Origin of the sequence: [Clostridium] fimetarium, assembly GCF_900111235.1 — a bacterium.
GTDB lineage: Bacteria > Bacillota > Clostridia > Lachnospirales > Lachnospiraceae > Clostridium_N > Clostridium_N fimetarium.
This window is the reverse complement of record NZ_FOJI01000004.1, coordinates 202,530-224,513: the sequence shown is the minus strand read 5'-3', so window position 1 is coordinate 224,513 and position 21,984 is coordinate 202,530. Positions and strand designations below refer to the sequence as shown.

Genomic DNA, 21,984 nt, shown 5'->3' with positions numbered 1-21,984 from the left:
GTCTATTCTCCTAAGATATTAACAATGGCATTAAATACGTCATCCATATCTTTTGTTCCGTCCACTACAGCCAAAATATCTTTCTTATTATAGAAATCTATCAATGGTTGCGTTTGGGCATGATACACTGAAAGCCTATTTTTCACTGTTTCTGGCATATCATCATCTCTTAAAATTAATTTTTCGCCACAGTTGTCGCATATACCTTCAACTTTAGTAGGATTGTATTTTATGTGGTATGTTGCTCCACATCCTACACATGTCCTTCTTCCTGACATACGATTGATGATTTTTTCATCTGGGACTTCAACATTAATTGCAAAATCAACGGTTTCGCCAATTTCCATCAACGCAGCATCAAGTGCTTCCGCTTGTGGAATTGTTCTAGGGAATCCGTCCAATACATATCCGTTAGCACAATCTGGATCTTTAAATCTATCTACTACTAAGTCAACTACTAAGTCATCTGGTACAAGTGCACCTACATTCATATAGGTCTTCGCTTTTTTACCAAGTTCTGTGCCATTCTTAATATTTGCTCGGAATATATCACCAGTTGAAATATGTGGAATCGAATATTTCTCTGCAAGTTTTTCTGCTTGCGTTCCTTTTCCTGCACCAGGTGCACCTAACATAATAATCTTCATTTTGAAAATCCTTTCATTCGATGATCTAATATCATAAGCAAAGTTTTTTGAAAATTTTCACTTTATCTTACAATAGTCTCACAGTTTCATATTCAGACAACTAGAAATGACTCACCGGGCAAAGAAATGCCAGGCAAGTCTATTTTTAGCAGATGATTATTCGCTCAAGAATCCTCGATAATAACGATTGCACATTTTTGATTCAATCTGTTTTAAAGTTTCAAGAACAACACCAACAATAATAATGATTGATGTTCCACCAAAAGAAACTTTAGCATTTAAAAATCCGGAACACAAGATTGGAATCAATGCAATAATAATAAGACCTACAGCGCCTATAAATACAATATAATTTAATATTTTATTTAAGTAATCACTTGTTGACTTTCCTGGATTAATACCCGGTATAAGTCCACCCTGTCTCTTCATATTATTAGCAACTTCTATAGGATTAAATGTAATTGATGTATAAAAATATGCAAAAATCACAACTAAAATTATATATACTAACAATCCAATTGAGTACTTTGGCATTTCAGGTTTGCACCAATATGATGAACTTAAGTACTTCGTCCACTCACTTGATGATTTTGAGAACAACTGTGCAATAATTACAGGGAACTGCAATAATGATGATGCAAATATAATTGGCATAACACCTGCAGTATTTACCTTGAGTGGAATATTAGTTGATTGACCGCCAACCATTTTCCTTCCGGCAACCTTTTGTGAATATTGAACTGGAATTCTTCTCTCGCCATCTTGTAAGAAACATACAAAAGCAATCATTACAATAACAATTGCAACAATTATTGCACCAGCAAGTACGCCAAATGCAATATGCTTTCCATTTATAAATTGTTCATATAGTGCAGCAAAGTCCTCTGGTAAACGTGAGATAATATTAATTAACAACACGATTGAGATACCATTACCAACACCATTTTCTGTGATTCTTTCGCCAACCCACATAAGGAAAGCAGAACCAGCAGTAAGTGTAACTACTACGACTACGATTGATGTTACATAATGTTCTGTGCTCATAGCTGCATAGCCTTTAATAAGACCTTGATTACCAAAGCCAATAGCCATTGCAATACTTTCAACTAAAGCTAAACCAACTGTTAAATAACGTGTAATCTCAGTAATCTTCTTTCTACCATCCTCGCCCTCTTTTTGCATCTCCTCAAGTTTCGGAATTGCAATCGTAAGAAGCTGCATGATAATAGAAGATGTAATGTAAGGGGTAATACTCAATGCAAAGATGGACATTTTTTCAAATGATCCACCTGTAAATGCATCGAGGAAACTTAAATCCCCTACGTTACTTAAAAGCTTACTAAAATACTCTGTATCAACTCCAGGAATAGGAAGTAAACTTCCTATCCTTACAACAACAAGCATCATAAATGTATATAATATTTTATTTCTTATATCTTTAATTTTAAATGCGTTTCGGAGTGTTTTGAGCATTAAATCACCTCACAGGTTCCACCAAGAATTTCGATTTTTTCTCTAGCTGAAGCACTAAAAGCATTCGCTTTAACATTAAGCTTTTTAGTGAATTCTCCGTTGCCAAGAATTTTAACGCCATCCTTTGGATTATTAACAATACCAGTTTCAATTAATGTTTCAATTGTTACGACAGCATCATCGTCAAATCTTTCTAATGCGCATATATTTATACCAATAATTTCCTTGTAGTTTCTGTTAGTGAAACCTCTCTTAGGAATTCTTCTGTATAATGGCATTTGACCGCCTTCAAAGCCTGGTCTTGGCGCGCCTGAACGAGCTTTTTGACCCTTCATACCTTTACCAGCTGTTTTACCGTTTCCTGAACCGTGTCCACGGCCTTTTCTGAAATTATCGTTGTGTACTGAACCTTCAGCAGGTCTTAAATTTGATAAGTCCATCATTGCACCTCCTTATCTAAAAATTTATATTAGATTTCTTCTACTTTTAATAAATAACCAATTTGTTGAATCTGTCCTCTTGTTGCTGCGTTATCAGGCATTTCAACTGATTTATGCATCTTGTTTAAACCAAGAGCTACAACAGTTCTTCTATGCTTTGGAACGGCTCCGATTGGAGATTTAACTAAAGTGATTTTTAATTTTTTATCTGACATTTTTAATTCCTCCCTTTAGTTGAAAAGCTCTGCAACAGTTTTGCCACGAAGTTTAGCTACTTGTTCTGGAGTTTTTAACTGACTTAATCCATTTATTGTAGCAAGTACTACATTTTGCTTATTGTTTGAGCCCAATGATTTTGTACGTATATTTTTGATACCTGCAAGTTCAAGCACTGAACGAGCGGGGCCACCAGCAATTACGCCGGTACCATCTGGAGCTTTCTTGAGTAACACATTTGCAGCTCCGAATTTTCCAAGTTGATCATGTGGAATGCTTGAGTTTGCATCAACAGGTACAGCAACTAAATGTTTGATTGCATCTTCTTTTCCTTTACGAATAGCTTCAGGAATTTCAGTAGCTTTACCAATACCAGCGCCAACATGTCCATTGCCATCTCCAACAACTACTAAAGCAGCGAATCTAAAGTTACGTCCACCTTTAACAACTTTAGTTACACGTTTGATTGATACTACTTTATCGTTTATTTCTAATTGACTAGCATCAATTATTGTACGTTTCATACGATTTCTCCTCTCTGCTTAAAATACAAGGCCAGCTTCACGAGCTGCCTCTGCTAATGCTTTAACTTTACCTTGATATATGAATCCGCCTCTATCATAGACAACAGTTGTAATACCTTTTTCTAATGCCTTCTTTGCAACTACAGTACCTAAGTATGCTGCTGCATCAACGTTATTAGTTTTTTCTAATTCAGCTTTCACTTCTTTTTGAAGAGTTGAAGCTGAAACGATAGTTTTACCAACTACATCGTCAATAATTTGAGCGTACATATGATTATTGCTTCTGAACACAGCTAAACGTGGTCTTTGAGCTGTACCACTGAAACGGTTACGTAATTTTCTATGCTTATTCTCACGAACTGATGTTCTTGACTTTTTAGTAATCATTTTTGTTCACTCCTTTAATTATTTCTTACCAGTTTTACCAACTTTACGTCTAATAACTTCATCAGAATATTTGATACCTTTACCCTTGTAAGGTTCTGGGCGTCTTTTATCTCTGATTTCAGCAGCGTATTGGCCAACTTTTTCTTTATCAATACCTTTGATTGTAATCTTTGTTAATCCGTCTAAAACTGATTCAAGTCCTTCTGGATCTTCCATCTGTACAAGATGTGAATATCCTAAAGATAATACTAAAGTATTTCCGTTTTTCTGTGCTTTATAACCAACACCATTAATTTGAAGTACTTTTTCGTATCCAGCAGTAACACCTGTTACCATATTAGCGATTAAAGTTCTTGTTAAACCATGTAATGATTTCATTCTCTTTAAATCATTAGGTCTTGTAACAATAATTTCTTCGCCTTCTAACTTGATTTCCATTTCCTCAGGTAATACTCTTACAAGTGTTCCCTTTGGTCCTGTTACAGTCACTTTATTATTTTCTGCAATAACAACATTAACGCCTGCTGGTACCGCGATAGGCATTCTTCCTATACGTGACATGCCGCACCTCCTTATGAGTTTTATAATTGATTTAGATATAATTTCAAATTGTATTATGGCTGCATTAATTTGATTTGTGCTCTAAGCTTATACAAGGTATAAGCTTTGCCAATTGTAATATTTCACTTTTTACCAAATGAATGCAAGTACTTCTCCGCCTACATTAAGCTTTCTAGCTTGTTTGTCTGTGATAACACCTTCATTTGTTGAAATGATAGCTACTCCAAGACCGCCAAGAACTCTAGGTAGTTCTTCTTTGTTAGCGTATACACGAAGGCCTGGTTTTGAAATTCTTTTAAGACCTGTGATAATCTTTTCATTTTTATCTTTACCGTATTTTAATACAATACGGATGTCTTTAAAGTTGCCGTTGTCGACAATTTCAAAGCTCTTGATATAACCTTCTTTCAAAAGAATTTCTGCAAGAGAATTCTTCATCTTTGAAGCAGGAATATCAACTGTATCATGTTTAGCAGTGTTGGCATTACGGATTCTTGTAAGCATGTCTGCGATTGGATCTGTCATTTAAATTTTTCCTCCTTTTATAAACTTTTAGAACACTGAGGCCGAGATTCGCAAAGCAAATTCTCGTAAGTTTAGAATTGCGAAACGATTTCACTCATGCGAAAATTGCGAAGCAACTTTTCTTGAACGAGAATTGCGAAGCAATTGCTCGCAAAGCGAATCTATAATTCGCAAACGAATCTATGATTCGTTTTTTACCAAGAAGCTTTTCTAACGCCTGGTATCTGTCCTTTATATGCTAATTCACGGAAGCAAATTCTGCATATTCCATATTTTCTTAAGTAAGCATGTGGGCGACCACATATTCTGCAACGAGTATATTCTTGAGTTGAAAACTTTGCAGGTCGCTGTTGCTTTACTTTCATTGAAGTTTTAGCCATCGAATTAACCTCCTACTATTATTTTTTGAATGGCATGTTGAAGAATCTCAACAATTCACGTGCTTCTTCGTCAGTTTTAGCTGTTGTAACCATAATTACATCCATACCTCTAACTTTGTCAATTTTATCATATTCAATTTCTGGGAAAATAATTTGTTCTTTAATACCAAGAGCATAATTACCTCTACCATCAAATGCATCAGCGCTAACGCCTCTAAAATCACGTACACGAGGTAATGCAAGATTTACTAATCTGTCTAAAAATTCATACATCTTTTCACCACGAAGTGTAACTTTACATCCGATAGGCATACCTTCTCTTAATTTGAAGTTCGCTATAGAATTCTTTGCTTTAGTTAAAACAACTTTTTGACCAACTATGATCTCAAGTTCTTTCACTGCTACATCTAAAATCTTAGCATTTTCCTTCGCTTCGCCGATACCCATATTTACAACTATTTTATCAATCTTTGGTACTTCCATTACGTTTTTGTATTCGAATTTCTTTACCATAGCATCTACAATTTCATTATTGTATAAGTCTTTAAGTCTGCTCACGTTCCTTGACCTCCTCTCTTAATTAATCGATAATGTCGCCAGTTGACTTAGCAACACGAACTTTTTTAAGGTCTTTTTTATCTTTACCTTCTATAAACTTATATCCGATTTTTGTAATCTTGCCTTTGTATATATACGCAAGATTTGACAAATCAATAAAAGCTTCTTGATGGATAATTCCACCTTGCTGATTAGCTGCGCTTGGTTTAGCATGCTTTGTAATCATGTTAACGCCTTCAACTAATGCTGTATGTTTCTTAGCATCGATAGAAAGTACCTTTCCTTCTTTGCCCTTGTCTTTACCTGCGATAGCTTTAACTAAATCGCCTTTTTTAATTTTAACAGTTGACATTGTGGGACCTCCTTATAATACTTCTGGAGCCAAAGAAACAATTTTCATGAACTGTTTTTCTCTAAGCTCTCTTGCTACTGGTCCAAAGATACGTGTGCCCTTAGGGGTTTTGTCATCTTTGATAATTACAGCAGCATTTTCGTCAAATTTAATATATGAACCGTCTTTACGACGAGCACCTTTTACAGTACGTACAACTACGGCTTTAACAACATCGCCTTTTTTTACAACTCCGCCTGGTGTTGCATCTTTAACAGTAGCGACAATTATATCTCCTATACATGCATATCTTCTAGTAGATCCGCCCATTACACGAATACAAAGGATTTCCTTTGCGCCTGTATTATCTGCAACCTTAAGTCTTGATTCCTGTTGTATCATAATACTACTCCTTTCAGCAAAATTTAATTATTTTGCTCTACTGATGATTTCAACAAGTCTCCATCTTTTATCTTTAGACAAAGGTCTTGTTTCCATTACTTTAACTACATCACCGATGAAACATTCATTGTTTTCATCATGCGCTTTAAATTTATTAGTTCTTTTAATTATTTTCTTGTAAAGAGGATGTTTAACATGATCTTCTACAGCAATCACTATAGTTTTATCCATCTTATTACTAACTACTTTACCTGTACGAGTTTTTCTTAAATTTCTTTCCACAACAATTCTCCTTTCTCAGAATTCAATTAAATCCAGTGAGAAATGCGACAGCATTTTCTCTTAAAATAATTTGCCACGCAAATTAAGATTTATTGAGCAGCTTTTTCAACAATGATAGTCTGAATTCTTGCGATATTCTTTCTAACGTCTTTAATTCTGCTTGTATTATCTAATTGATTTGTTGCGTTCTGGAATCTCAAGTTGAAAAGTTCCTTTTTAGCAGCTACTAATTCATCTTTTAACTCTGTATCTGATTTTACGTTTAAATCTTCTACATATTTATTAATTTTCACTGTTTTCACCGCCTTCTAATTCTGCACGTGATACAACCTTACATTTACAAGGTAGTTTGTGCACTGCAAGACGTAATGCTTCTCTTGCTAATTCTTCAGATACTCCTGAAATCTCGAACATTACACGTCCTGGTTTAACTACTGCAACCCAGAATTCCAAGTTACCTTTACCTTTACCCATACGAACCTCAAGAGGTTTATGTGTTACAGGCTTATCTGGGAATATTTTAATAAATACTTTACCACCACGTTTGATGTAACGAGTCATAGCGACACGGGCAGCTTCTATTTGATTTGATTTAATCCATGATGGCTCCATTGCGACGATACCAAATTCACCATTAGTGATCTTGTTACCTCTCATAGCTTTACCAGCCATAGAACCACGGAATTGTTTACGATGTTTTACTCTCTTAGGTAGTAACATTATTTAGCGCTCCCTTCCTTAAAAGTTCTAGTTGGAAGTACTTCTCCTTCATATATCCATACTTTAACGCCGACTTTACCAAATGTTGTATTTGCTTCTGCAAAACCATATTGGATGTCTGCACGTAATGTTTGAAGAGGAATGGTTCCTTCACTATAGAATTCAGTACGAGCCATATCTGCTCCACCAAGACGTCCAGCAACAGCTGTCTTAATGCCTTTAGCTCCTGATCTCATTGTTCTTTGCATACTAGATTTCATAGCTCTTCTAAATGAAATACGATTTTCTAATTGCGTTGCGATGTTTTCAGCTACTAACTGAGCATCTTTATCTGGTCTTTTAATTTCTTTAATATCAAGAACCAATTTTTTATCAGTAATCTTTTGAACCTGAGTCTTTAAGTTTTCAATTTCAGCTCCACCTTTACCAATAACTAAACCTGGTTTAGCAGTGAAAATGATTACTTTCAATCTGTCAGAAGCTCTTTCGATTTCAATTTTAGAAATTCCTGCACTATATAACTTTTTCTTAAGATATGTTCTGATGTTGTAATCTTCTACAAGATTATCAGCAAAATCAGCTTCAGCATACCATTTAGAGTCCCAATCTTTGATAATTCCGACTCTTAAGCCATGAGGATTAACTTTCTGTCCCATAATGTCCTCCTATCTTTCATTAAGAACAACAGTAATATGGCTCATTCTTTTTTCAATTCTATAAGCTCTACCCTGTGCTCTTGGTTTAATTCTCTTCATTGTAGGTCCTTTATTTGCGTAGCATTCTTCTACGTAAAGTTTTGTAGGATCCATACCATTGTTGTTTTCAGCATTTGCTGCAGCTGATTTTATTAACTTTTCAATTAATGTAGAAGCATATCTAGGATTGTACATTACAATACCTAATGCAGACTCAATGTCCTTGCCTCTGATAACATCTAATACGAAACATGCTTTTTGAACTGAAACTCTAGCATAAGATAACTTTGCTGATGGTCTTGTGTCCTTTATAGCATTTCTTTCTCTTTTAACTTGGGATCTATGTCCGTTTGCCATGGATTAAACCTCCTTTCAAAATTTCAATTATCTACTTCTCTTTTCGTCTTTGCCATGTCCTCTGTAAGTTCTTGTGGCAACAAACTCTCCGAGCTTGTGTCCAACCATGTCTTCTGTAACATATACAGGTACATGTTTTCTTCCGTCATGAACTGCAATTGTATGTCCAACCATTTGTGGGAATATTGTTGAACGACGTGACCAAGTTTTAATAACTTGTTTGTCTTCTGTAGCGTTCAAAGCTTCTATTTTTTTAAGTAAGCTTTCATCCGCAAATGGTCCCTTTTTAAGTGAGCGAGCCATAGGTTCTAACCTCCTTATAATATTAAATATTTATAGTTCAATATGAACTTTCATGTGTATCCTTAATTCCCAAAGTAAATCTATGATTCACTGAACGAATTAAGTTTCACTTTATTCACATTTGTTACTTAACTGCTTTGCCATCTCTTCTTCTAATAATCATCTTATTAGATTTGTTGTTTTTCTTTCTTGTCTTCATACCGAGAGCTGGTTTACCCCAAGGTGTCATAGGTCCTGAACGACCAACTGGAGCTTTTCCTTCACCACCACCGTGTGGATGGTCATTAGGATTCATGGCAGCACCACGTACTGTAGGTCTAAAGCCCATGTGACGCTTACGTCCTGCTTTACCAAGGTTGATAAGGCTGTGATCGCCATTGCCTACTACGCCGATTGTAGCGCGGCAGATAATTGGAACCATTCTCATTTCACCTGATGGTAATCTAAGTGTAGCTGTTTTGCCTTCTCTAGCCATTAACTGAGCTGAGTTTCCAGCTGAACGAACAAGCTGTCCGCCTTTTCCAGGATACATTTCAATATTATGAATTTGTGTACCTACTGGAATTTCACCAAGTGGTAAACAATTTCCAAGTTTAACTTCTGAACCTGAACCATTCATAACTGTCATGCCATTTGTTAATCCTGCTGGGGCAAGGATATAAGTTTTTTCGCCATCTGCATAGCAGATAAGTGCTATATTAGCTGTTCTGTTTGGATCGTATTCGATTCCGATAACTGTAGCTGGAACTCCAACTTTATTTCTCTTGAAATCGATCAATCTATATTTCTTTCTATTTCCGCCACCGCGGTGCCTAACTGTGATTTTACCCTGATTATTACGACCAGCAGTCTTCTTTAGTGAAACCAATAATGATTTCTCTGGAGTAGACTTTGTGATTTCTGCGAAATCTGAGCCTGTCATATTTCTTCTGGAAGGTGTATAGGGGTTATAGGTTTTAATTCCCATTATGGTCACTCCTTTTCATGCTTTCAACATGATATTAACGTATTTTAGAAATACGTGCGTGTAATATTTTTTTCTACACTAATTTTATTGTAATTTAAAGACCTTCAAATACTTCTATTTCTTTGCTGTCTTTTGTTAACTGAACGATAGCTTTCTTTGTAGCAGCTGTTCTTCCAACTGTATTTCTTTTTCTACATTTTTTGCCTTCACTGTTCATTGTGTTTACTTTAGCAACCTTTGTTCCTGCAAACATTTTTTCTACAGCTTCTCTAATCTGAGATTTGTTAGCTTCTGTATGAACCAAGAAAGTATATTTCTTAAATGCCATATCAGCCATACTCTTCTCTGTGATTACAGGTTTGAGGATTACATCATAGTATTGTATATTAGCCATTATGCGTACACCTCCTCGATCGTTGCTACAGCAGCCTTTGTTACAATCAATGTATCATACTTTAAGATATCATATACGTTAATTGTATTTGTCAAAGAAACTTTTACTGTAGGAATGTTTCTTGCTGATAAAATTACATTTTTATCATTGTCGTTTAAAACGACCAATGCTTTGTTTAAGTTTAAGTTATTCAACACTGAAGCGAATGCCTTAGTCTTAACTTCATCAAATTTGATATCGTCAAGGACTACTATTTTCTTTTCAAGTGCTCTTGATGTCAATGCTGAAAGGAGAGCAATTCTCTTTTCTTTCTTGTTCATCTTAAATGAATAATCTCTAGGTTTTGGTGCGAATACAACACCACCACCTGTCCATTGTGGAGATCTTGTTGAACCTTGTCTTGCATGACCGGTTCCCTTTTGCTTCCATGGTTTTCTACCGCCGCCAGATACTTCTGCACGAGTTTTTGCACTCTGTGTTCCCTGACGATTATTTGCGAGTTGGCTTACAACTGCCATGTGTACTAAATGTTCGTTAATCTCAACAGCGAATATTGCATCGTTAAGTTCTAATGAGCCAACTTCTTTGCCTTCAATATTGTAAACAGATACGTTTGCCATCTGTGTGGTCCTCCTTCCTTAGTAAAAACTATTTAGAAGCTTTTACTGTTTCTTTCAGTGTCACTAATGATTTCTTAGGTCCTGGAATTGCACCTTTTACTAAGATTATGTTGTTCTCTACATCTACTCTTACAACTTCAAGATTCTGAACTGTAATTCTCTTGGCTCCCATATGTCCAGGCATACCTTTGCCCTTAAATACTCTACCAGGTGTAGTTGCTGAACCACTAGAACCCTGATGTCTATGGAATTTAGAACCATGGGCCATAGGTCCTCTTGAGTTTCCACATCTTTTAATAGCACCTTGGAAACCTTTACCTTTTGATATAGCACTTGCATCGACTTTATCGCCTACTGCGAAAACGTCTGCTTTGATTTCATCTTTTACTGAATATTCTTCAGCATTTTCAAATCTGAATTCTCTTACATATCTCTTATAAGAAACTCCTGCTTTATCAAAATGTCCTTTGATTGGTTTTGCAACTAGTTTTTCTCTTTTGTCAACAAAGCCAACTTGTACTGCACTGTAACCGTCGTTGTTAGCTGTCTTTACTTGTGTTACTACACAAGGGCCAGCTTGCAATACAGTTACTGGTGTTAAAACACCATCTTCATTGAAGATCTGAGTCATTCCGACTTTTGTAGCTAAAATTGCTTTCTTCATTGTTCAATTCCTCCTGTTTAATCTACAGCGGATCAAAGCTTTTATTTTGCAAATGCGATATTCCTAAAGCTGTATAACTTTTTGTTATACTTACTTGCTTACTTCTGCTTTGATCATCCTAGAACAGTCAATATACGTGGAACCTACACCGTTAGGTGTTATATGTTTCTTCTATATCAAACCCTTCAGGACTTATTTGCCTAAAATTTGTTTCAAAATGTTTTTTTTCTTATTGTAATAAGAAATTATTTCATTTTGATGTTAATGTACACACCAGCTGGCATTTCTATCTTAGATAATGCGTCTACAGTTTTTTGTGATGGTGTGATGATATCGATGAGTCTCTTGTGAGTTCTTTGCTCAAACTGTTCTCTAGAATCTTTGTACTTGTGAACAGCTCTAAGAATTGTGATAATTTCCTTCTTAGTAGGCAATGGTACCGGACCACTAACCTGAGCCCCTGTTTTCTTAACAGTTTCGATAATTTTCTTAGCTGACTGATCAATCAATTGATGATCGTAAGCCTTCAATGTGATTCTCATTACTTGACTTGCCATAAAAAAAGTCGCCTCCTTTTCGCACTATTAAAATAAGTACGACAAGCGGTGACTGTACACTCTCCCGTGTGTATCCTAATTTTGCAATTAAGAATTTTCTCACACGTCATTTCTGCAAAGTTGCAGATGATATTTTGTACAGTGACTTGTCGCCAGTTTGTTGAGCCAATCGCGATAATTGGCTTATTGACATTCGCTCCACGGAAAACCAATGTATCTAGTACATAGCAACCTCTCGCTTCTACGCTATCAATGTCACAGCAAAGATTATTATACACGATACATAAAAACAATGCAAGTTATTTTTATGTATTTTTTTATTTTTTTTAAATGCGAGCTTTGCTCCATTAAAATAGAGTCAGAAAGATAAATTCCTCCTGACTCTATCAATATAAAGTATATTATATTCACTTACCGTTTAAATATTAATAAATATTAATAATATTAATAAATTCTTGAAAGATCCATATCATATAAGCTCCATGCTGCATTCTGATATCTATAATAGAAGTAACAAGTAATTGTTCCAGTTCTATCACTTGGAGTTGTAGAATATGCTGATTTTAAAGTAGCACTGTATGCACCTTTTACAGTAACAGTTACTGCTGTCATTCCATCGCTTGCACTGCTTTTTTGAGCGGCTGTTCCTGTTAGGGAAGTCCATGAGATTTTAGTCAAGCCAACTCCTGCAGTTGTTATTTGTCCATCCATGAAATATACATATGTAGATTTCGCTTCAGATTGAATTTTTGTATCATTTACAAAAAGACTACTTAATGTTGAAAAATCTTTACGAGCGATTACTGAGTCAAATACAGTTTTCATTGCATCTTGCCCTGTTGTTGCTAACTGGCTGATGATTTTCGTACCGAGTTTCGGACTTGTATATGTATAGCTGTCATCATTAGAAGAAACAACAACATCAGTCTCATTATCTTCCATGTTTTCCTGCGTTACTTTAATTGTATAATTACCTTTAAAAAGATAATCAATTACATAAGTATCTTTAGATACAGTATAGCTAGAACTTGAAGCTGCTGCACTATCTTTTAAATACTTACTTGACACTTCAACTCCATCAAGAGAAACTTTAGCGCCTTTGGTTACTACAATTGAGAAACCTGTTTTAACAAGATCGTCTGAGCTGATTTTATATTTATCAAAAAATAGCAAATTCTTTTCTTTTAATTTTATTGCTCCTATTGTATCTGTTCTATTACTTGATTCACCTTTTATTCTGTAGTCGATATAAACATCTTTAGAAATTGCATCATCCACTAAATCTTTATCTCCACTAATAGGACTTGCATAGATATCACTTTTCTTATTTACAGAATAATTACTAATTTCTTTTGTAGCTGTTTTTGACTGTGCCTTTTTCAAGAAATCTTTTGTAAGGAATTCGCCACTTGGAATATCAATACTATCAAAAACTTTATCCCATTCACCTGCTTGCTCGGCTATAAAATACTTAGTAGCTAAAGTTTCATAATCTGCTGATTTCTTTCCAACAACAATAAATACACTAACTGCAATTACAATTACTGCAGCCCCTGCAATTATAGCTATCAGCTTCTTTGATAGTGGTTTTCTTGGTTTGTATTGTGGTGTTGGCGTTACTGGCGCTGTATATGTTGTAAATGCCTCTGTCGGTGCTACTGGCGCTACTGGAGCCACTGGTGATACTGGTGTTGCTGGATCCACTGTTGTATCTAGCGCTACTGGTATCGTTGAATCTACCACCTCTTTTGTTTGTTCAGTTGAAGTACTAATATTTTCTTCTGCTAATGAAGTTCCACAATTCAAGCAAAATGCAGCATCATTTTCATTTTTTGTTCCACAATTAGGACAAAACATAATTTCTCACTCCTCCTCTAAAATATACCTATCATATTTTAATCTGATGTAATTTTAACATCAATATATTTATATTAACATAAAGGTAAAACTATTTCAAATTTTTACCACTTTAATGTTAATTATTGGTTTTCGATTCTTTCTGCAAGATCAGTGAGAAATACCCATTGTTCCATCTTGTCTTCTAATTCTTTTTCTTTCAGTGTCTTTTCTGCCATAAGTTCATTGAGTTTACTGTATTTAGTTGCTGCCTCAGCTATTTCAGAATCTAGTTTTTCAATTGCTTGCTCGATTTTTTCAATATCTTTATCTATTGTTAGGAATTCCTTTTGTTCCATATAAGAGAACTTTAATTTCTGAGGTCTATCTTTAGAATACTTATCCTTTGATCCATCGACAACCTTTTCCTTAGCACTCAACGAATTGATTCCATTTGTTCCTGACAGCATTAACTGCTTCTTTTCATAATAATCGCTAAATCCACCTTCGTACTGTTCTAATTTTCCCATCCCATCAAAAGCAAATATTCGATCCACGATTCGGTCAAGAAAATATCGATCATGGGAAACTGTAATTACAATACCCGCGAAATTATCCAAATAGTCTTCTAATATTTCCAACGTCTCAATATCGAGATCATTTGTTGGCTCATCTAGAATTATGACATTAGGTGCCTCCATCAAAACGTTAAGAAGATAAAGTCTTCGCTTTTCGCCACCTGATAAATTTGAGATAGGCGTCCACTGCATTTTAGATGTAAATAAGAATTTCTCACACATCTGTGAAGCACTAATTTGGCCGCTTGCAGTAGTTACAAATTCACCAATGTTCTTTACATGTTCAAGAACATTTAAATTCTCATTGAGTATTTCATTTTCCTGCATAAAAAATCCCAGCTTAACTGTATCACCAATCTCAACAGTTCCGCTATCTGGTTCAATTAATCCTGTTATTATTTTGAGCAATGTAGATTTTCCACAACCGTTACTCCCAATGATTCCTATTCTATCATCTCTTAAAAATATATAAGAAAAATCGTTGATAAGTTCTTTGTCTCCATATTTTTTATAAATATTATTTAATTCTAGTGTCTTCTTTCCAAGTCTTGTCGTTACCGAACTGATCTCCAAGCTCTGCTTTTCAAATGAATCCCTAGCCGCTTTGGAACTCTCTTTCATATCTTCATATCGATCGATTCTAGCATTCTGTTTCGTTGCACGACCCTGAGGTCCGCGAGACATCCAAGCTAGCTCTGTTTTTAATATGGTTTGCCTCTTTCTTTCAGTAGCCGAATCCATATCTTCTCGATCTGCCTTTAGTTGTAGAAAACCAGTATAATTGGTATCATAGCTGTATAAATTTGTTTTGTCTATTTCAACTATTTTGTTTGTTACATTATCGAGAAAATACCTATCATGCGTAACCATAACCAATTGTCCTCTGAGTTTTTTCACATACTGTTCTAACCATATAACCATTTCATTATCTAAATGGTTTGTAGGTTCATCAAGCACTAATATGTCTGAGGGTGCTAATAATGTTCTTGCAAGTGCGATTCTTTTTCTCTGCCCACCAGATAATTTACTGATATCTGCATCAAACTCTGTAATTCCAAGTTGCGTCAGAATCTTCTTCGCTTCACTTTCTATATTATAATTATCATTTTTATCTTTTTTCCCTTTGATCACATATGCAATGATTGATTCATCTTTTTCAAATTCAGGATTCTGAGGGAGATATGCTACAGTTACATTGCTTCCTTTCGTCACCTGTCCTTCATCTGGATTCTCCAATCCTGCTATTATTTTTAAAATAGTTGACTTACCTGTACCATTCACACCAATAACGCCTATTTTATCACCTTGATTAATTCCAAGGGTTACTTTATCAAGTAATATTCTATCACCATAACCTTTTGTTACTTTTTCTACGTTTAATATATTCATTGTTCTCATTTACTCCTTTAATTCAAAATACATACGTATTATTATAGTGTAGCCATATAAATTTGTACATAGATATTATTCTACCATAATTCTTTCATAATATTATTTTGGGTTATTTTATTGAAACAACTGTAAAAATACTGTATAATTAATTTTTATATGTGCATTTTGAATTATATAATTTAAATTTTAGAGAAGTTAGTGCTTCTCCATTTTTGTTTAAGTGTCTGCTTTGTATAATGTGAATTCTATTCACATTAAATATGTACACAGCAGTGCGGATAGGAGTTAATATGTGGATTGCAAATAATTGGAAAGATTATCAAGTTATAGATACATCTGCTGGTGAAAAGTTAGAAAAATGGGCAGATTATCTTCTTGTAAGGCCAGACCCTCAGGTTATCTGGGATACCCCAAAAGAAGAAATCGGCTGGCGCAAAATGAATGGCCATTACCATAGAAGCGCAAAAGGTGGCGGAGAATGGGAATTCTTTGATTTGCCACAACAGTGGACCATTGATTATCAAAGCCCTTCATTTGATAAAGTTCTTACCTTTAACTTAAAACCTTTTAGTTTTAAACATACGGGGATTTTTCCTGAGCAAGCTGCTAACTGGGACTGGTTTGGTGAAAAAATAGCAAAAGCAGGCCGACCAATTAAAGTTCTTAATTTATTTGCTTATACGGGCGGTGCAACGCTTTCCTGCGCGGCGGCTGGTGCCAGTGTTACGCATGTCGATGCATCAAAAGGTATGGTTACTTGGGCAAAGGAAAACGCAAAATCTTCTGGGCTTGAGGACAAGCAAATTCGTTGGATTGTAGATGATTGTGTCAAATTTGTTGAACGAGAGATTCGCCGTGGCAACCAATATGATGGGATCATTATGGATCCACCATCTTATGGCCGTGGTCCAGGTGGTGAAATCTGGAAAATCGAAGAAGCTATTTATCCTCTAGTTAAGCTTTGCGCACAATTAATGAGCGACAAACCTCTTTTCTTCCTTATTAATTCATATACAACAGGCCTTGCACCATCCGTTCTTACTTATATGCTTGCAACCGAGCTTAAGAAGTTCGATGGAAGTGTTGAATCAGATGAAGTCGGTCTTCCTGTAACGAGCAATGGGCTTGTACTTCCTTGCGGTGCTTCTGGACGTTGGAGCGCATCGGTTTAGGGAGATACGGATACGGACGAAAATGCTCATATAGTTCCTCTTGTTCGCTATTGCCTCTACAGCCATACGAGATTGTCTGCACTTGGTTCGACGCGTGAAGATGCGTCAACCATTTGCAGACAATCTCGTATGGCTGTAACGGCAAATGCGTACAGTTGAGGAACTATATGAGCGTTTTCTATTTCCGTCGGTATAAAAAGATTCAGGGTGTTTTTTTCTATACGATTTTTTTTGATATTTTGATTTGTTGATTTGTTGATTTGTTGATTTGTTGATTTGTTGATTTGTTGATTTGTTGATTTGTGATATTTTAGTACGTTGAACGGGTTTAAAAAAATCCACTGTGAAAACTAGGTTTTCAGCAGTGGATTTTCGGTTTTTTGATTAGTCGCCAAATACAGCTCTGTAATCTGCTTGGAATTTTGCGATGCCTTGATCTGTTAATGGGTGTTTTGTCATTTGTACTAATAAGCTATAAGGAACTGTTGCAATATCAGCACCTGCTAATGCACAGTCTGTAACATGTATTGGGTTACGAACTGATGCTGCAATAATTTCTGTATCAATGCCTGCTACTGCAAACATATCAGCGATCTGTGTGATTAAATCGATACCAGGCTGTGAAATATCATCGAGTCTGCCTAAAAATGGTGATACATATGTTGCACCGGCTCTTGCTGCAAGTAATGCTTGGTTCGCAGTAAATACTAATGTTACATTTGTCTTAATTCCTTCAGCTGTCAAGACTTTGACTGCCTTTAAGCCTTCTACTGTCATTGGAATCTTAACAATCATATTCTTATGAATCTTTGCGATTTCCCTACCTTCAGTAATCATCCCCTGAGTGTCCACTGTTGTAGCCTTTACTTCGCCACTAATTGGTCCGTCAACGATTGCTGTTATTTCTTTGATAACTTCCTTGAAATCTCTTCCTTCTTTTGCGATAAGTGATGGATTAGTAGTAACACCACAAATCACACCCATATCATTTGCTTTCTTAATATCCTCTACATTAGCTGTGTCTACGAAAAATTTCATTTTATTTATCTCCTTTTTTTGTATTAACATTTATAAAGATGCTTTGTATAACATTATAGCAGAGAAATTGTTTTCTTTCTAGTTAAAAATAAGATTGCCATATTTTTTTATGGCTACTACGATTTAAATTTCAAAGCGCTAAACCCTTAATTGGAGTATCAAAAAATTCTTTGCTTAAACTTGTTATATGATTCATATTATACGCCTATTTTTAGAGAAAGATGTGTTTTTTTGTTTTCATAGTATTACACTGCATGAAGTATCTCAAAGCGTGCTACGACTAAGTGCTTGCAAAGCATGAAACCCCAATGCAAGAAATACATCTCCGCGCGCAGTGCAGTCAATTGTATTTCAAAAGGCGAAATACAATTGACACGCGCTATCGCGCGTTATAGATATAACAAAAGATGCCCGATTACAAGTAAACTTGTAATCGGGCATCTTCTGTTTTATCTGCACCGCTTAATTATTACGCGATGATTGTTGCTACTGAACCAGCGCCAACAGTTCTTCCACCCTCACGGATAGCGAAACGTAAGCCTTGTTCCATAGCGATTTTATGGATCAATTCGATTGTCATTTCAATATTATCTCCAGGCATGCACATCTCTACGCCAGCTGGAAGATCACAGATACCTGTAACATCAGTTGTTCTAAAGTAGAATTGTGGTCTGTAGTTGTTGAAGAAAGGAGTATGACGTCCACCTTCATCTTTTGTCAAAACATAAACCTGAGCTGTAAATTTTGTATGAGGTGTAATTGATCCTGGTTTAGCAAGACATTGTCCTCTTTCAATTTCAGTTCTTTGAACTCCACGAAGAAGTGCGCCGATATTATCACCAGCTCTAGCTTCGTCAAGAAGCTTTCTGAACATTTCGATACCAGTACAAACAACTTTACGTGTTTCTTCATGGATACCAACGATTTCAACATCTTCATTTATGTGAAGAGTTCCTCTTTCAACTCTACCAGTTGCAACTGTACCACGACCTGTGATAGAGAATACATCTTCGATAGGCATAAGGAAAGGTTTCTCTGTTTCTCTAATTGGATCAGGGATATATTCATCAACAGCGTGCATTAATTCAAGCACTTTGTCTCCCCAAACGCCAGTAGGATCTTCAAGAGCCTTAAGTGCTGAACCCTGGATAATAGGTGTATCATCTCCTGGGAATTCATACTCATTTAATAACTCTCTAATTTCCATATCAACTAATTCAAGAAGTTCTTCATCATCAACCATATCACATTTGTTCATGAATACAAGAACATAAGGAACACCAACCTGACGAGCAAGAAGAATATGTTCTCTTGTCTGAGCCATAACACCATCAGTAGCGGCAACAACTAAAATTGCGCCATCCATCTGAGCAGCACCAGTAATCATGTTCTTTACATAATCAGCATGTCCAGGACAATCCACATGTGCGTAATGTCTAGCTTCTGTTTCATACTCAACATGAGCTGTAGAGATAGTAATACCTCTTTCTCTTTCTTCTGGAGCCTTATCAATCATATCAAATGCAACTGCAGAACCAGTACCTAATCTTACATTAAGAACTTTTGTAATTGCTGCTGTTAAAGTAGTCTTTCCATGATCTACATGACCAATCGTACCAATATTACAATGTGGTTTATTTCTTTCAAATTTAGCTTTACCCATTTTAAAACGTCCTCCTTAAAATTATGAAATATTATCCCTTTAGGGCTTTGCCCTAAAGGGGTGCCCAATCTGAGCTTATATAGTTTTTTAATTATATTGTATTTTTACAATATTTTCAAGTATAATTTTTATTACTTAGATCTTGATGCAATAACCTTCTCTTGAACTGACTTTGGAACTTGCTCATATCTATCAAAGAACATTGAGTAGTTACCACGTCCTTGTGTCTTAGAACGAAGATCTGTTGAATAACCGAACATCTCTGACAATGGAACGAAACCTCTAACGATTTTGCCACCACCAAGATCATCCATACCTTCAATACGTCCACGACGTGAGTTAATGTCACCAATAACATCACCCATGTACTCTTCAGGCATTGTAACTTCAACTTTCATGATTGGCTCAAGTATTGCTGGAGCTGCTTTACCCATAGCTTCCTTGAATGCCATAGATCCAGCGATATGGAATGCCATTTCACTTGAATCGACTTCATGATATGAACCATCGTATACTGTAGCTTTTACACCAAGTACTGGGAATCCGCAAAGGATACCAGCCTTAGATGCTTCTTCAATACCTGCTCCAACAGCTGGGATATATTCTCTAGGAATAGAACCGCCAACTACTGCTGATTCAAATTTAAATAATTCTTCACCATTGGCATCCATAGGCTCAAATCTAACTTTACAATGTCCGTATTGACCACGTCCACCTGACTGTTTTGCATATTTACTATCAACATCAACAGCTTTTGTAAAGCACTCTTTGTATGCAACTTGTGGAGCACCAACGTTTGCTTCTACCTTAAATTCACGAAGAAGTCTATCTACGATGATTTCAAGATGAAGTTCACCCATACCGGCAATAATAGTTTGACCTGTTTCTTTATCAGTATGAGCTCTAAATGTAGGATCTTCTTCAGCAAGTTTCGCTAAAGCTTCGCCCATCTTACTCTGTGCATCTTTTGTCTTAGGTTCGATAGCAAGTTCAATAACTGGCTCAGGGAATATCATAGACTCTAAAATAACAGGGTTCTTTTCATCACAAACGGTATCACCAGTTGTTGTAGACTTGAATCCAACAACGGCTGCAATATCACCAGCGTATACTATAGTAAGTTCTTCTCTCTTATTAGCATGCATCTGAAGGATACGGCCTACACGTTCTTTTTTATTTTTTGTTGCATTAAGAACATATGAACCAGCGTTAAGTGATCCAGAATAAACTCTTATAAATGCAAGTTTACCAACAAAAGGATCTGTCATAATCTTAAAAGCCAAAGCTGAAAATGGTTCTTCATCTGAAGAATGTCTAATAACTTCGTTTCCATCTTCATCAACTCCCTGAATAGCAGGGATATCTACTGGAGATGGCATATATTCAAGTACTGCATCGAGAAGTTTCTGAACGCCCTTGTTTTTATAAGCAGAACCGCAGCACACTGGAATAGCTCTACATTCGCATGTACCTTTTCTAAGTACTGGCTTTAATTGTTCTACTGTTGGTGTTTCACCTTCAAGATACATCATCATTAAATCATCATCTAATTCGCTGATTTTTTCTATAAGTTCAAGATGATAAGTCTCTGCTAGTTCTTTCATATCTTCAGGAATTGTTGTTACAGTAATGTCATCGCCTTTATCATCATTATAGATATAAGCTTGCATTTCAAATAAATCAATAATTCCTACAAATTCATCTTCTTTACCAATTGGCAAATAAATGACAATCGCATTTTTACCTAATCTTGTTTTGATTTGTTCTACGGCACCGTAGAAATTTGCGCCTAAAATATCCATCTTATTAATAAATGCCATTCTAGGTACGTTGTAAGTGTCAGCCTGACGCCATACATTTTCTGATTGTGGTTCAACACCACCCTTAGCACAGAAAACACCAATTGCACCATCAAGGACTCTAAGTGAACGTTCAACTTCAACAGTGAAATCAACGTGACCCGGAGTATCAATGATGTTGATACGATGCTCTAAAGCACCAGCTAATGGTTTTGTTTCCTTTTCTAAAGTCCAGTGACATGTAGTAGCGGCTGAAGTAATAGTGATACCTCTTTCTTGTTCCTGCTCCATCCAATCCATCGTAGCAGTACCTTCATGAGTATCACCAATTTTGTAGTTTACGCCAGTATAATAAAGTATACGTTCTGTCAATGTTGTTTTACCAGCATCAATATGAGCCATAATTCCAATATTTCTGGTTCTATCTAATGGATAATCTCTTCCAGCCAAAGGTCTTTCCTCCTTATAATACTATAAGTTACTTATGTGAAAATTAGTTTCTA

General features: G+C 35.8%; 29 protein-coding genes. 1 reads left to right on the top strand and 28 read right to left on the bottom strand.

All coding sequences use genetic code 11. The features are described from left to right. Positions 1-2: 2 nt before the first annotated feature. The 25 genes from BMY18_RS07160 to BMY18_RS07040 all read right to left on the bottom strand — a co-directional run bounded on the left by BMY18_RS07160 (position 3) and on the right by BMY18_RS07040 (position 15,806). A complete protein-coding gene (locus BMY18_RS07160; protein WP_092452047.1) occupies positions 3-647 on the bottom strand; it encodes an adenylate kinase in 645 nt (214 codons plus the stop codon). A gap of 156 nt (positions 648-803) precedes the next feature. After that, positions 804-2,120 (bottom strand): preprotein translocase subunit SecY, encoded by a 1,317-nt coding sequence (gene secY / locus BMY18_RS07155; RefSeq protein WP_092452045.1) that lies wholly within the window; start codon positions 2,118-2,120, stop codon positions 804-806. After that, on the bottom strand, positions 2,120-2,560 hold the full coding sequence (gene rplO / locus BMY18_RS07150; RefSeq protein WP_092452043.1) for a 50S ribosomal protein L15: 441 nt from the start codon (positions 2,558-2,560) through the stop codon (positions 2,120-2,122). Before rplO ends, secY begins: the two co-directional genes overlap by 1 nt. Positions 2,561-2,589: 29 nt before the next feature. Further along, positions 2,590-2,775: a 50S ribosomal protein L30 gene (rpmD, locus tag BMY18_RS07145; protein ID WP_092452041.1), complete on the bottom strand. Its 186-nt coding sequence runs from the start codon at positions 2,773-2,775 to the stop codon at positions 2,590-2,592. 15 nt (positions 2,776-2,790) lie between these two features. Next, positions 2,791-3,300 carry a 30S ribosomal protein S5 gene (gene rpsE, locus BMY18_RS07140; RefSeq protein ID WP_092452038.1) on the bottom strand — a complete coding sequence of 170 codons (510 nt, stop codon included), beginning with the start codon at positions 3,298-3,300 and terminating at the stop codon, positions 2,791-2,793. 18 nt (positions 3,301-3,318) lie between these two features. Continuing rightward, positions 3,319-3,687 (bottom strand): 50S ribosomal protein L18, encoded by a 369-nt coding sequence (gene rplR, locus BMY18_RS07135; protein ID WP_092452036.1) that lies wholly within the window; start codon positions 3,685-3,687, stop codon positions 3,319-3,321. 18 nt (positions 3,688-3,705) lie between these two features. Then, positions 3,706-4,248, bottom strand: coding sequence for a 50S ribosomal protein L6 (rplF, locus tag BMY18_RS07130; protein WP_092452035.1), 543 nt, complete (start codon positions 4,246-4,248; stop codon positions 3,706-3,708). Positions 4,249-4,377: 129 nt separating this feature from the next. Further along, the gene (gene rpsH, locus BMY18_RS07125; protein WP_092452033.1) at positions 4,378-4,773 is read right to left on the bottom strand and encodes a 30S ribosomal protein S8; all 396 of its coding nucleotides are present in this window, start codon (positions 4,771-4,773) and stop codon (positions 4,378-4,380) included. Positions 4,774-4,967: 194 nt separating this feature from the next. Continuing rightward, on the bottom strand, positions 4,968-5,153 hold the full coding sequence (locus BMY18_RS07120) for a type Z 30S ribosomal protein S14 (protein WP_092452032.1): 186 nt from the start codon (positions 5,151-5,153) through the stop codon (positions 4,968-4,970). 18 nt (positions 5,154-5,171) lie between these two features. Next, the gene (rplE, locus tag BMY18_RS07115) at positions 5,172-5,711 is read right to left on the bottom strand and encodes a 50S ribosomal protein L5 (RefSeq protein ID WP_092452030.1); all 540 of its coding nucleotides are present in this window, start codon (positions 5,709-5,711) and stop codon (positions 5,172-5,174) included. Positions 5,712-5,733: 22 nt separating this feature from the next. Beyond that, positions 5,734-6,063: a 50S ribosomal protein L24 gene (gene rplX, locus BMY18_RS07110; protein ID WP_092452028.1), complete on the bottom strand. Its 330-nt coding sequence runs from the start codon at positions 6,061-6,063 to the stop codon at positions 5,734-5,736. A gap of 12 nt (positions 6,064-6,075) precedes the next feature. Next, a complete protein-coding gene (gene rplN / locus BMY18_RS07105; protein WP_092452026.1) occupies positions 6,076-6,444 on the bottom strand; it encodes a 50S ribosomal protein L14 in 369 nt (122 codons plus the stop codon). Positions 6,445-6,471: 27 nt separating this feature from the next. After that, positions 6,472-6,726, bottom strand: coding sequence for a 30S ribosomal protein S17 (gene rpsQ, locus BMY18_RS07100; RefSeq protein WP_092452024.1), 255 nt, complete (start codon positions 6,724-6,726; stop codon positions 6,472-6,474). Between the two features lie 89 nt (positions 6,727-6,815). Further along, positions 6,816-7,019, bottom strand: coding sequence for a 50S ribosomal protein L29 (gene rpmC, locus BMY18_RS07095; protein ID WP_092452022.1), 204 nt, complete (start codon positions 7,017-7,019; stop codon positions 6,816-6,818). Next, entirely contained in the window at positions 7,009-7,446 is a 438-nt protein-coding gene (gene rplP, locus BMY18_RS07090) for a 50S ribosomal protein L16 (protein WP_092452020.1), read from the bottom strand. Before rplP ends, rpmC begins: the two co-directional genes overlap by 11 nt. Then, positions 7,446-8,102, bottom strand: coding sequence for a 30S ribosomal protein S3 (rpsC, locus tag BMY18_RS07085; RefSeq protein ID WP_092452018.1), 657 nt, complete (start codon positions 8,100-8,102; stop codon positions 7,446-7,448). Before rpsC ends, rplP begins: the two co-directional genes overlap by 1 nt. A gap of 9 nt (positions 8,103-8,111) precedes the next feature. Further along, positions 8,112-8,498, bottom strand: a complete 387-nt coding sequence (gene rplV, locus BMY18_RS07080) for a 50S ribosomal protein L22 (protein ID WP_092452016.1) — start codon at positions 8,496-8,498, stop codon at positions 8,112-8,114. A 27-nt stretch (positions 8,499-8,525) separates the two neighbouring features. Continuing rightward, entirely contained in the window at positions 8,526-8,801 is a 276-nt protein-coding gene (gene rpsS / locus BMY18_RS07075) for a 30S ribosomal protein S19 (protein ID WP_092452013.1), read from the bottom strand. 124 nt (positions 8,802-8,925) lie between these two features. Further along, a complete protein-coding gene (gene rplB / locus BMY18_RS07070; RefSeq protein ID WP_092452010.1) occupies positions 8,926-9,768 on the bottom strand; it encodes a 50S ribosomal protein L2 in 843 nt (280 codons plus the stop codon). A 94-nt stretch (positions 9,769-9,862) separates the two neighbouring features. Beyond that, positions 9,863-10,162, bottom strand: coding sequence for a 50S ribosomal protein L23 (gene rplW / locus BMY18_RS07065; protein WP_092452008.1), 300 nt, complete (start codon positions 10,160-10,162; stop codon positions 9,863-9,865). Next, positions 10,162-10,782 carry a 50S ribosomal protein L4 gene (gene rplD, locus BMY18_RS07060; protein ID WP_092452006.1) on the bottom strand — a complete coding sequence of 207 codons (621 nt, stop codon included), beginning with the start codon at positions 10,780-10,782 and terminating at the stop codon, positions 10,162-10,164. Before rplD ends, rplW begins: the two co-directional genes overlap by 1 nt. A 28-nt stretch (positions 10,783-10,810) precedes the next feature. After that, entirely contained in the window at positions 10,811-11,446 is a 636-nt protein-coding gene (gene rplC / locus BMY18_RS07055) for a 50S ribosomal protein L3 (protein ID WP_092452004.1), read from the bottom strand. Between the two features lie 245 nt (positions 11,447-11,691). After that, positions 11,692-12,003 (bottom strand): 30S ribosomal protein S10, encoded by a 312-nt coding sequence (gene rpsJ, locus BMY18_RS07050; RefSeq protein ID WP_092452002.1) that lies wholly within the window; start codon positions 12,001-12,003, stop codon positions 11,692-11,694. 444 nt (positions 12,004-12,447) lie between these two features. Next, positions 12,448-13,860 carry a zinc ribbon domain-containing protein gene (locus tag BMY18_RS07045; protein ID WP_092452000.1) on the bottom strand — a complete coding sequence of 471 codons (1,413 nt, stop codon included), beginning with the start codon at positions 13,858-13,860 and terminating at the stop codon, positions 12,448-12,450. Positions 13,861-13,982: 122 nt separating this feature from the next. Next, entirely contained in the window at positions 13,983-15,806 is a 1,824-nt protein-coding gene (locus BMY18_RS07040; protein ID WP_092451998.1) for an ABC-F family ATP-binding cassette domain-containing protein, read from the bottom strand. A 293-nt stretch (positions 15,807-16,099) separates the two neighbouring features. On the opposite strand from BMY18_RS07040, the gene BMY18_RS07035 reads away from it, so the two are divergent. Further along, the gene (locus BMY18_RS07035; protein WP_092451996.1) at positions 16,100-16,981 is read left to right on the top strand and encodes a class I SAM-dependent methyltransferase; all 882 of its coding nucleotides are present in this window, start codon (positions 16,100-16,102) and stop codon (positions 16,979-16,981) included. A gap of 384 nt (positions 16,982-17,365) precedes the next feature. On the opposite strand, the gene fsa is transcribed toward BMY18_RS07035, so the two are convergent. The 3 genes from fsa to fusA form a co-directional block, all read right to left on the bottom strand. Further along, positions 17,366-18,019 carry a fructose-6-phosphate aldolase gene (gene fsa / locus BMY18_RS07030; RefSeq protein WP_092451994.1) on the bottom strand — a complete coding sequence of 218 codons (654 nt, stop codon included), beginning with the start codon at positions 18,017-18,019 and terminating at the stop codon, positions 17,366-17,368. 469 nt (positions 18,020-18,488) lie between these two features. Further along, positions 18,489-19,682 carry an elongation factor Tu gene (gene tuf / locus BMY18_RS07025; protein WP_092451992.1) on the bottom strand — a complete coding sequence of 398 codons (1,194 nt, stop codon included), beginning with the start codon at positions 19,680-19,682 and terminating at the stop codon, positions 18,489-18,491. Positions 19,683-19,813: 131 nt separating this feature from the next. Continuing rightward, a complete protein-coding gene (fusA, locus tag BMY18_RS07020; protein WP_092451991.1) occupies positions 19,814-21,931 on the bottom strand; it encodes an elongation factor G in 2,118 nt (705 codons plus the stop codon). Positions 21,932-21,984 lie beyond the last annotated feature (53 nt).

What these genes read in the sequence shown, in the direction of transcription:
- BMY18_RS07160 (WP_092452047.1), bottom strand. Translation starts at nt 647, where the DNA reads ATGAAGATTATTATGTTAGGTGCACCTGGTGCAGGAAAAGGAACGCAA.
- secY (WP_092452045.1), bottom strand. Translation starts at nt 2,120, where the DNA reads ATGCTCAAAACACTCCGAAACGCATTTAAAATTAAAGATATAAGAAAT.
- rplO (WP_092452043.1), bottom strand. Translation starts at nt 2,560, where the DNA reads ATGGACTTATCAAATTTAAGACCTGCTGAAGGTTCAGTACACAACGAT.
- rpmD (WP_092452041.1), bottom strand. Translation starts at nt 2,775, where the DNA reads ATGTCAGATAAAAAATTAAAAATCACTTTAGTTAAATCTCCAATCGGA.
- rpsE (WP_092452038.1), bottom strand. Translation starts at nt 3,300, where the DNA reads ATGAAACGTACAATAATTGATGCTAGTCAATTAGAAATAAACGATAAA.
- rplR (WP_092452036.1), bottom strand. Translation starts at nt 3,687, where the DNA reads ATGATTACTAAAAAGTCAAGAACATCAGTTCGTGAGAATAAGCATAGA.
- rplF (WP_092452035.1), bottom strand. Translation starts at nt 4,248, where the DNA reads ATGTCACGTATAGGAAGAATGCCTATCGCGGTACCAGCAGGCGTTAAT.
- rpsH (WP_092452033.1), bottom strand. Translation starts at nt 4,773, where the DNA reads ATGACAGATCCAATCGCAGACATGCTTACAAGAATCCGTAATGCCAAC.
- BMY18_RS07120 (WP_092452032.1), bottom strand. Translation starts at nt 5,153, where the DNA reads ATGGCTAAAACTTCAATGAAAGTAAAGCAACAGCGACCTGCAAAGTTT.
- rplX (WP_092452028.1), bottom strand. Translation starts at nt 6,063, where the DNA reads ATGTCAACTGTTAAAATTAAAAAAGGCGATTTAGTTAAAGCTATCGCA.
- rplN (WP_092452026.1), bottom strand. Translation starts at nt 6,444, where the DNA reads ATGATACAACAGGAATCAAGACTTAAGGTTGCAGATAATACAGGCGCA.
- rplP (WP_092452020.1), bottom strand. Translation starts at nt 7,446, where the DNA reads ATGTTACTACCTAAGAGAGTAAAACATCGTAAACAATTCCGTGGTTCT.
- rpsC (WP_092452018.1), bottom strand. Translation starts at nt 8,102, where the DNA reads ATGGGACAGAAAGTTAATCCTCATGGCTTAAGAGTCGGAATTATCAAA.
- rplV (WP_092452016.1), bottom strand. Translation starts at nt 8,498, where the DNA reads ATGGCAAACGGACATAGATCCCAAGTTAAAAGAGAAAGAAATGCTATA.
- rpsS (WP_092452013.1), bottom strand. Translation starts at nt 8,801, where the DNA reads ATGGCTCGCTCACTTAAAAAGGGACCATTTGCGGATGAAAGCTTACTT.
- rplB (WP_092452010.1), bottom strand. Translation starts at nt 9,768, where the DNA reads ATGGGAATTAAAACCTATAACCCCTATACACCTTCCAGAAGAAATATG.
- rplW (WP_092452008.1), bottom strand. Translation starts at nt 10,162, where the DNA reads ATGGCTAATATACAATACTATGATGTAATCCTCAAACCTGTAATCACA.
- rplD (WP_092452006.1), bottom strand. Translation starts at nt 10,782, where the DNA reads ATGGCAAACGTATCTGTTTACAATATTGAAGGCAAAGAAGTTGGCTCA.
- rplC (WP_092452004.1), bottom strand. Translation starts at nt 11,446, where the DNA reads ATGAAGAAAGCAATTTTAGCTACAAAAGTCGGAATGACTCAGATCTTC.
- rpsJ (WP_092452002.1), bottom strand. Translation starts at nt 12,003, where the DNA reads ATGGCAAGTCAAGTAATGAGAATCACATTGAAGGCTTACGATCATCAA.
- BMY18_RS07045 (WP_092452000.1), bottom strand. Translation starts at nt 13,860, where the DNA reads ATGTTTTGTCCTAATTGTGGAACAAAAAATGAAAATGATGCTGCATTT.
- BMY18_RS07040 (WP_092451998.1), bottom strand. Translation starts at nt 15,806, where the DNA reads ATGAATATATTAAACGTAGAAAAAGTAACAAAAGGTTATGGTGATAGA.
- BMY18_RS07035 (WP_092451996.1), top strand. Translation starts at nt 16,100, where the DNA reads ATGTGGATTGCAAATAATTGGAAAGATTATCAAGTTATAGATACATCT.
- fsa (WP_092451994.1), bottom strand. Translation starts at nt 18,019, where the DNA reads ATGAAATTTTTCGTAGACACAGCTAATGTAGAGGATATTAAGAAAGCA.
- tuf (WP_092451992.1), bottom strand. Translation starts at nt 19,682, where the DNA reads ATGGGTAAAGCTAAATTTGAAAGAAATAAACCACATTGTAATATTGGT.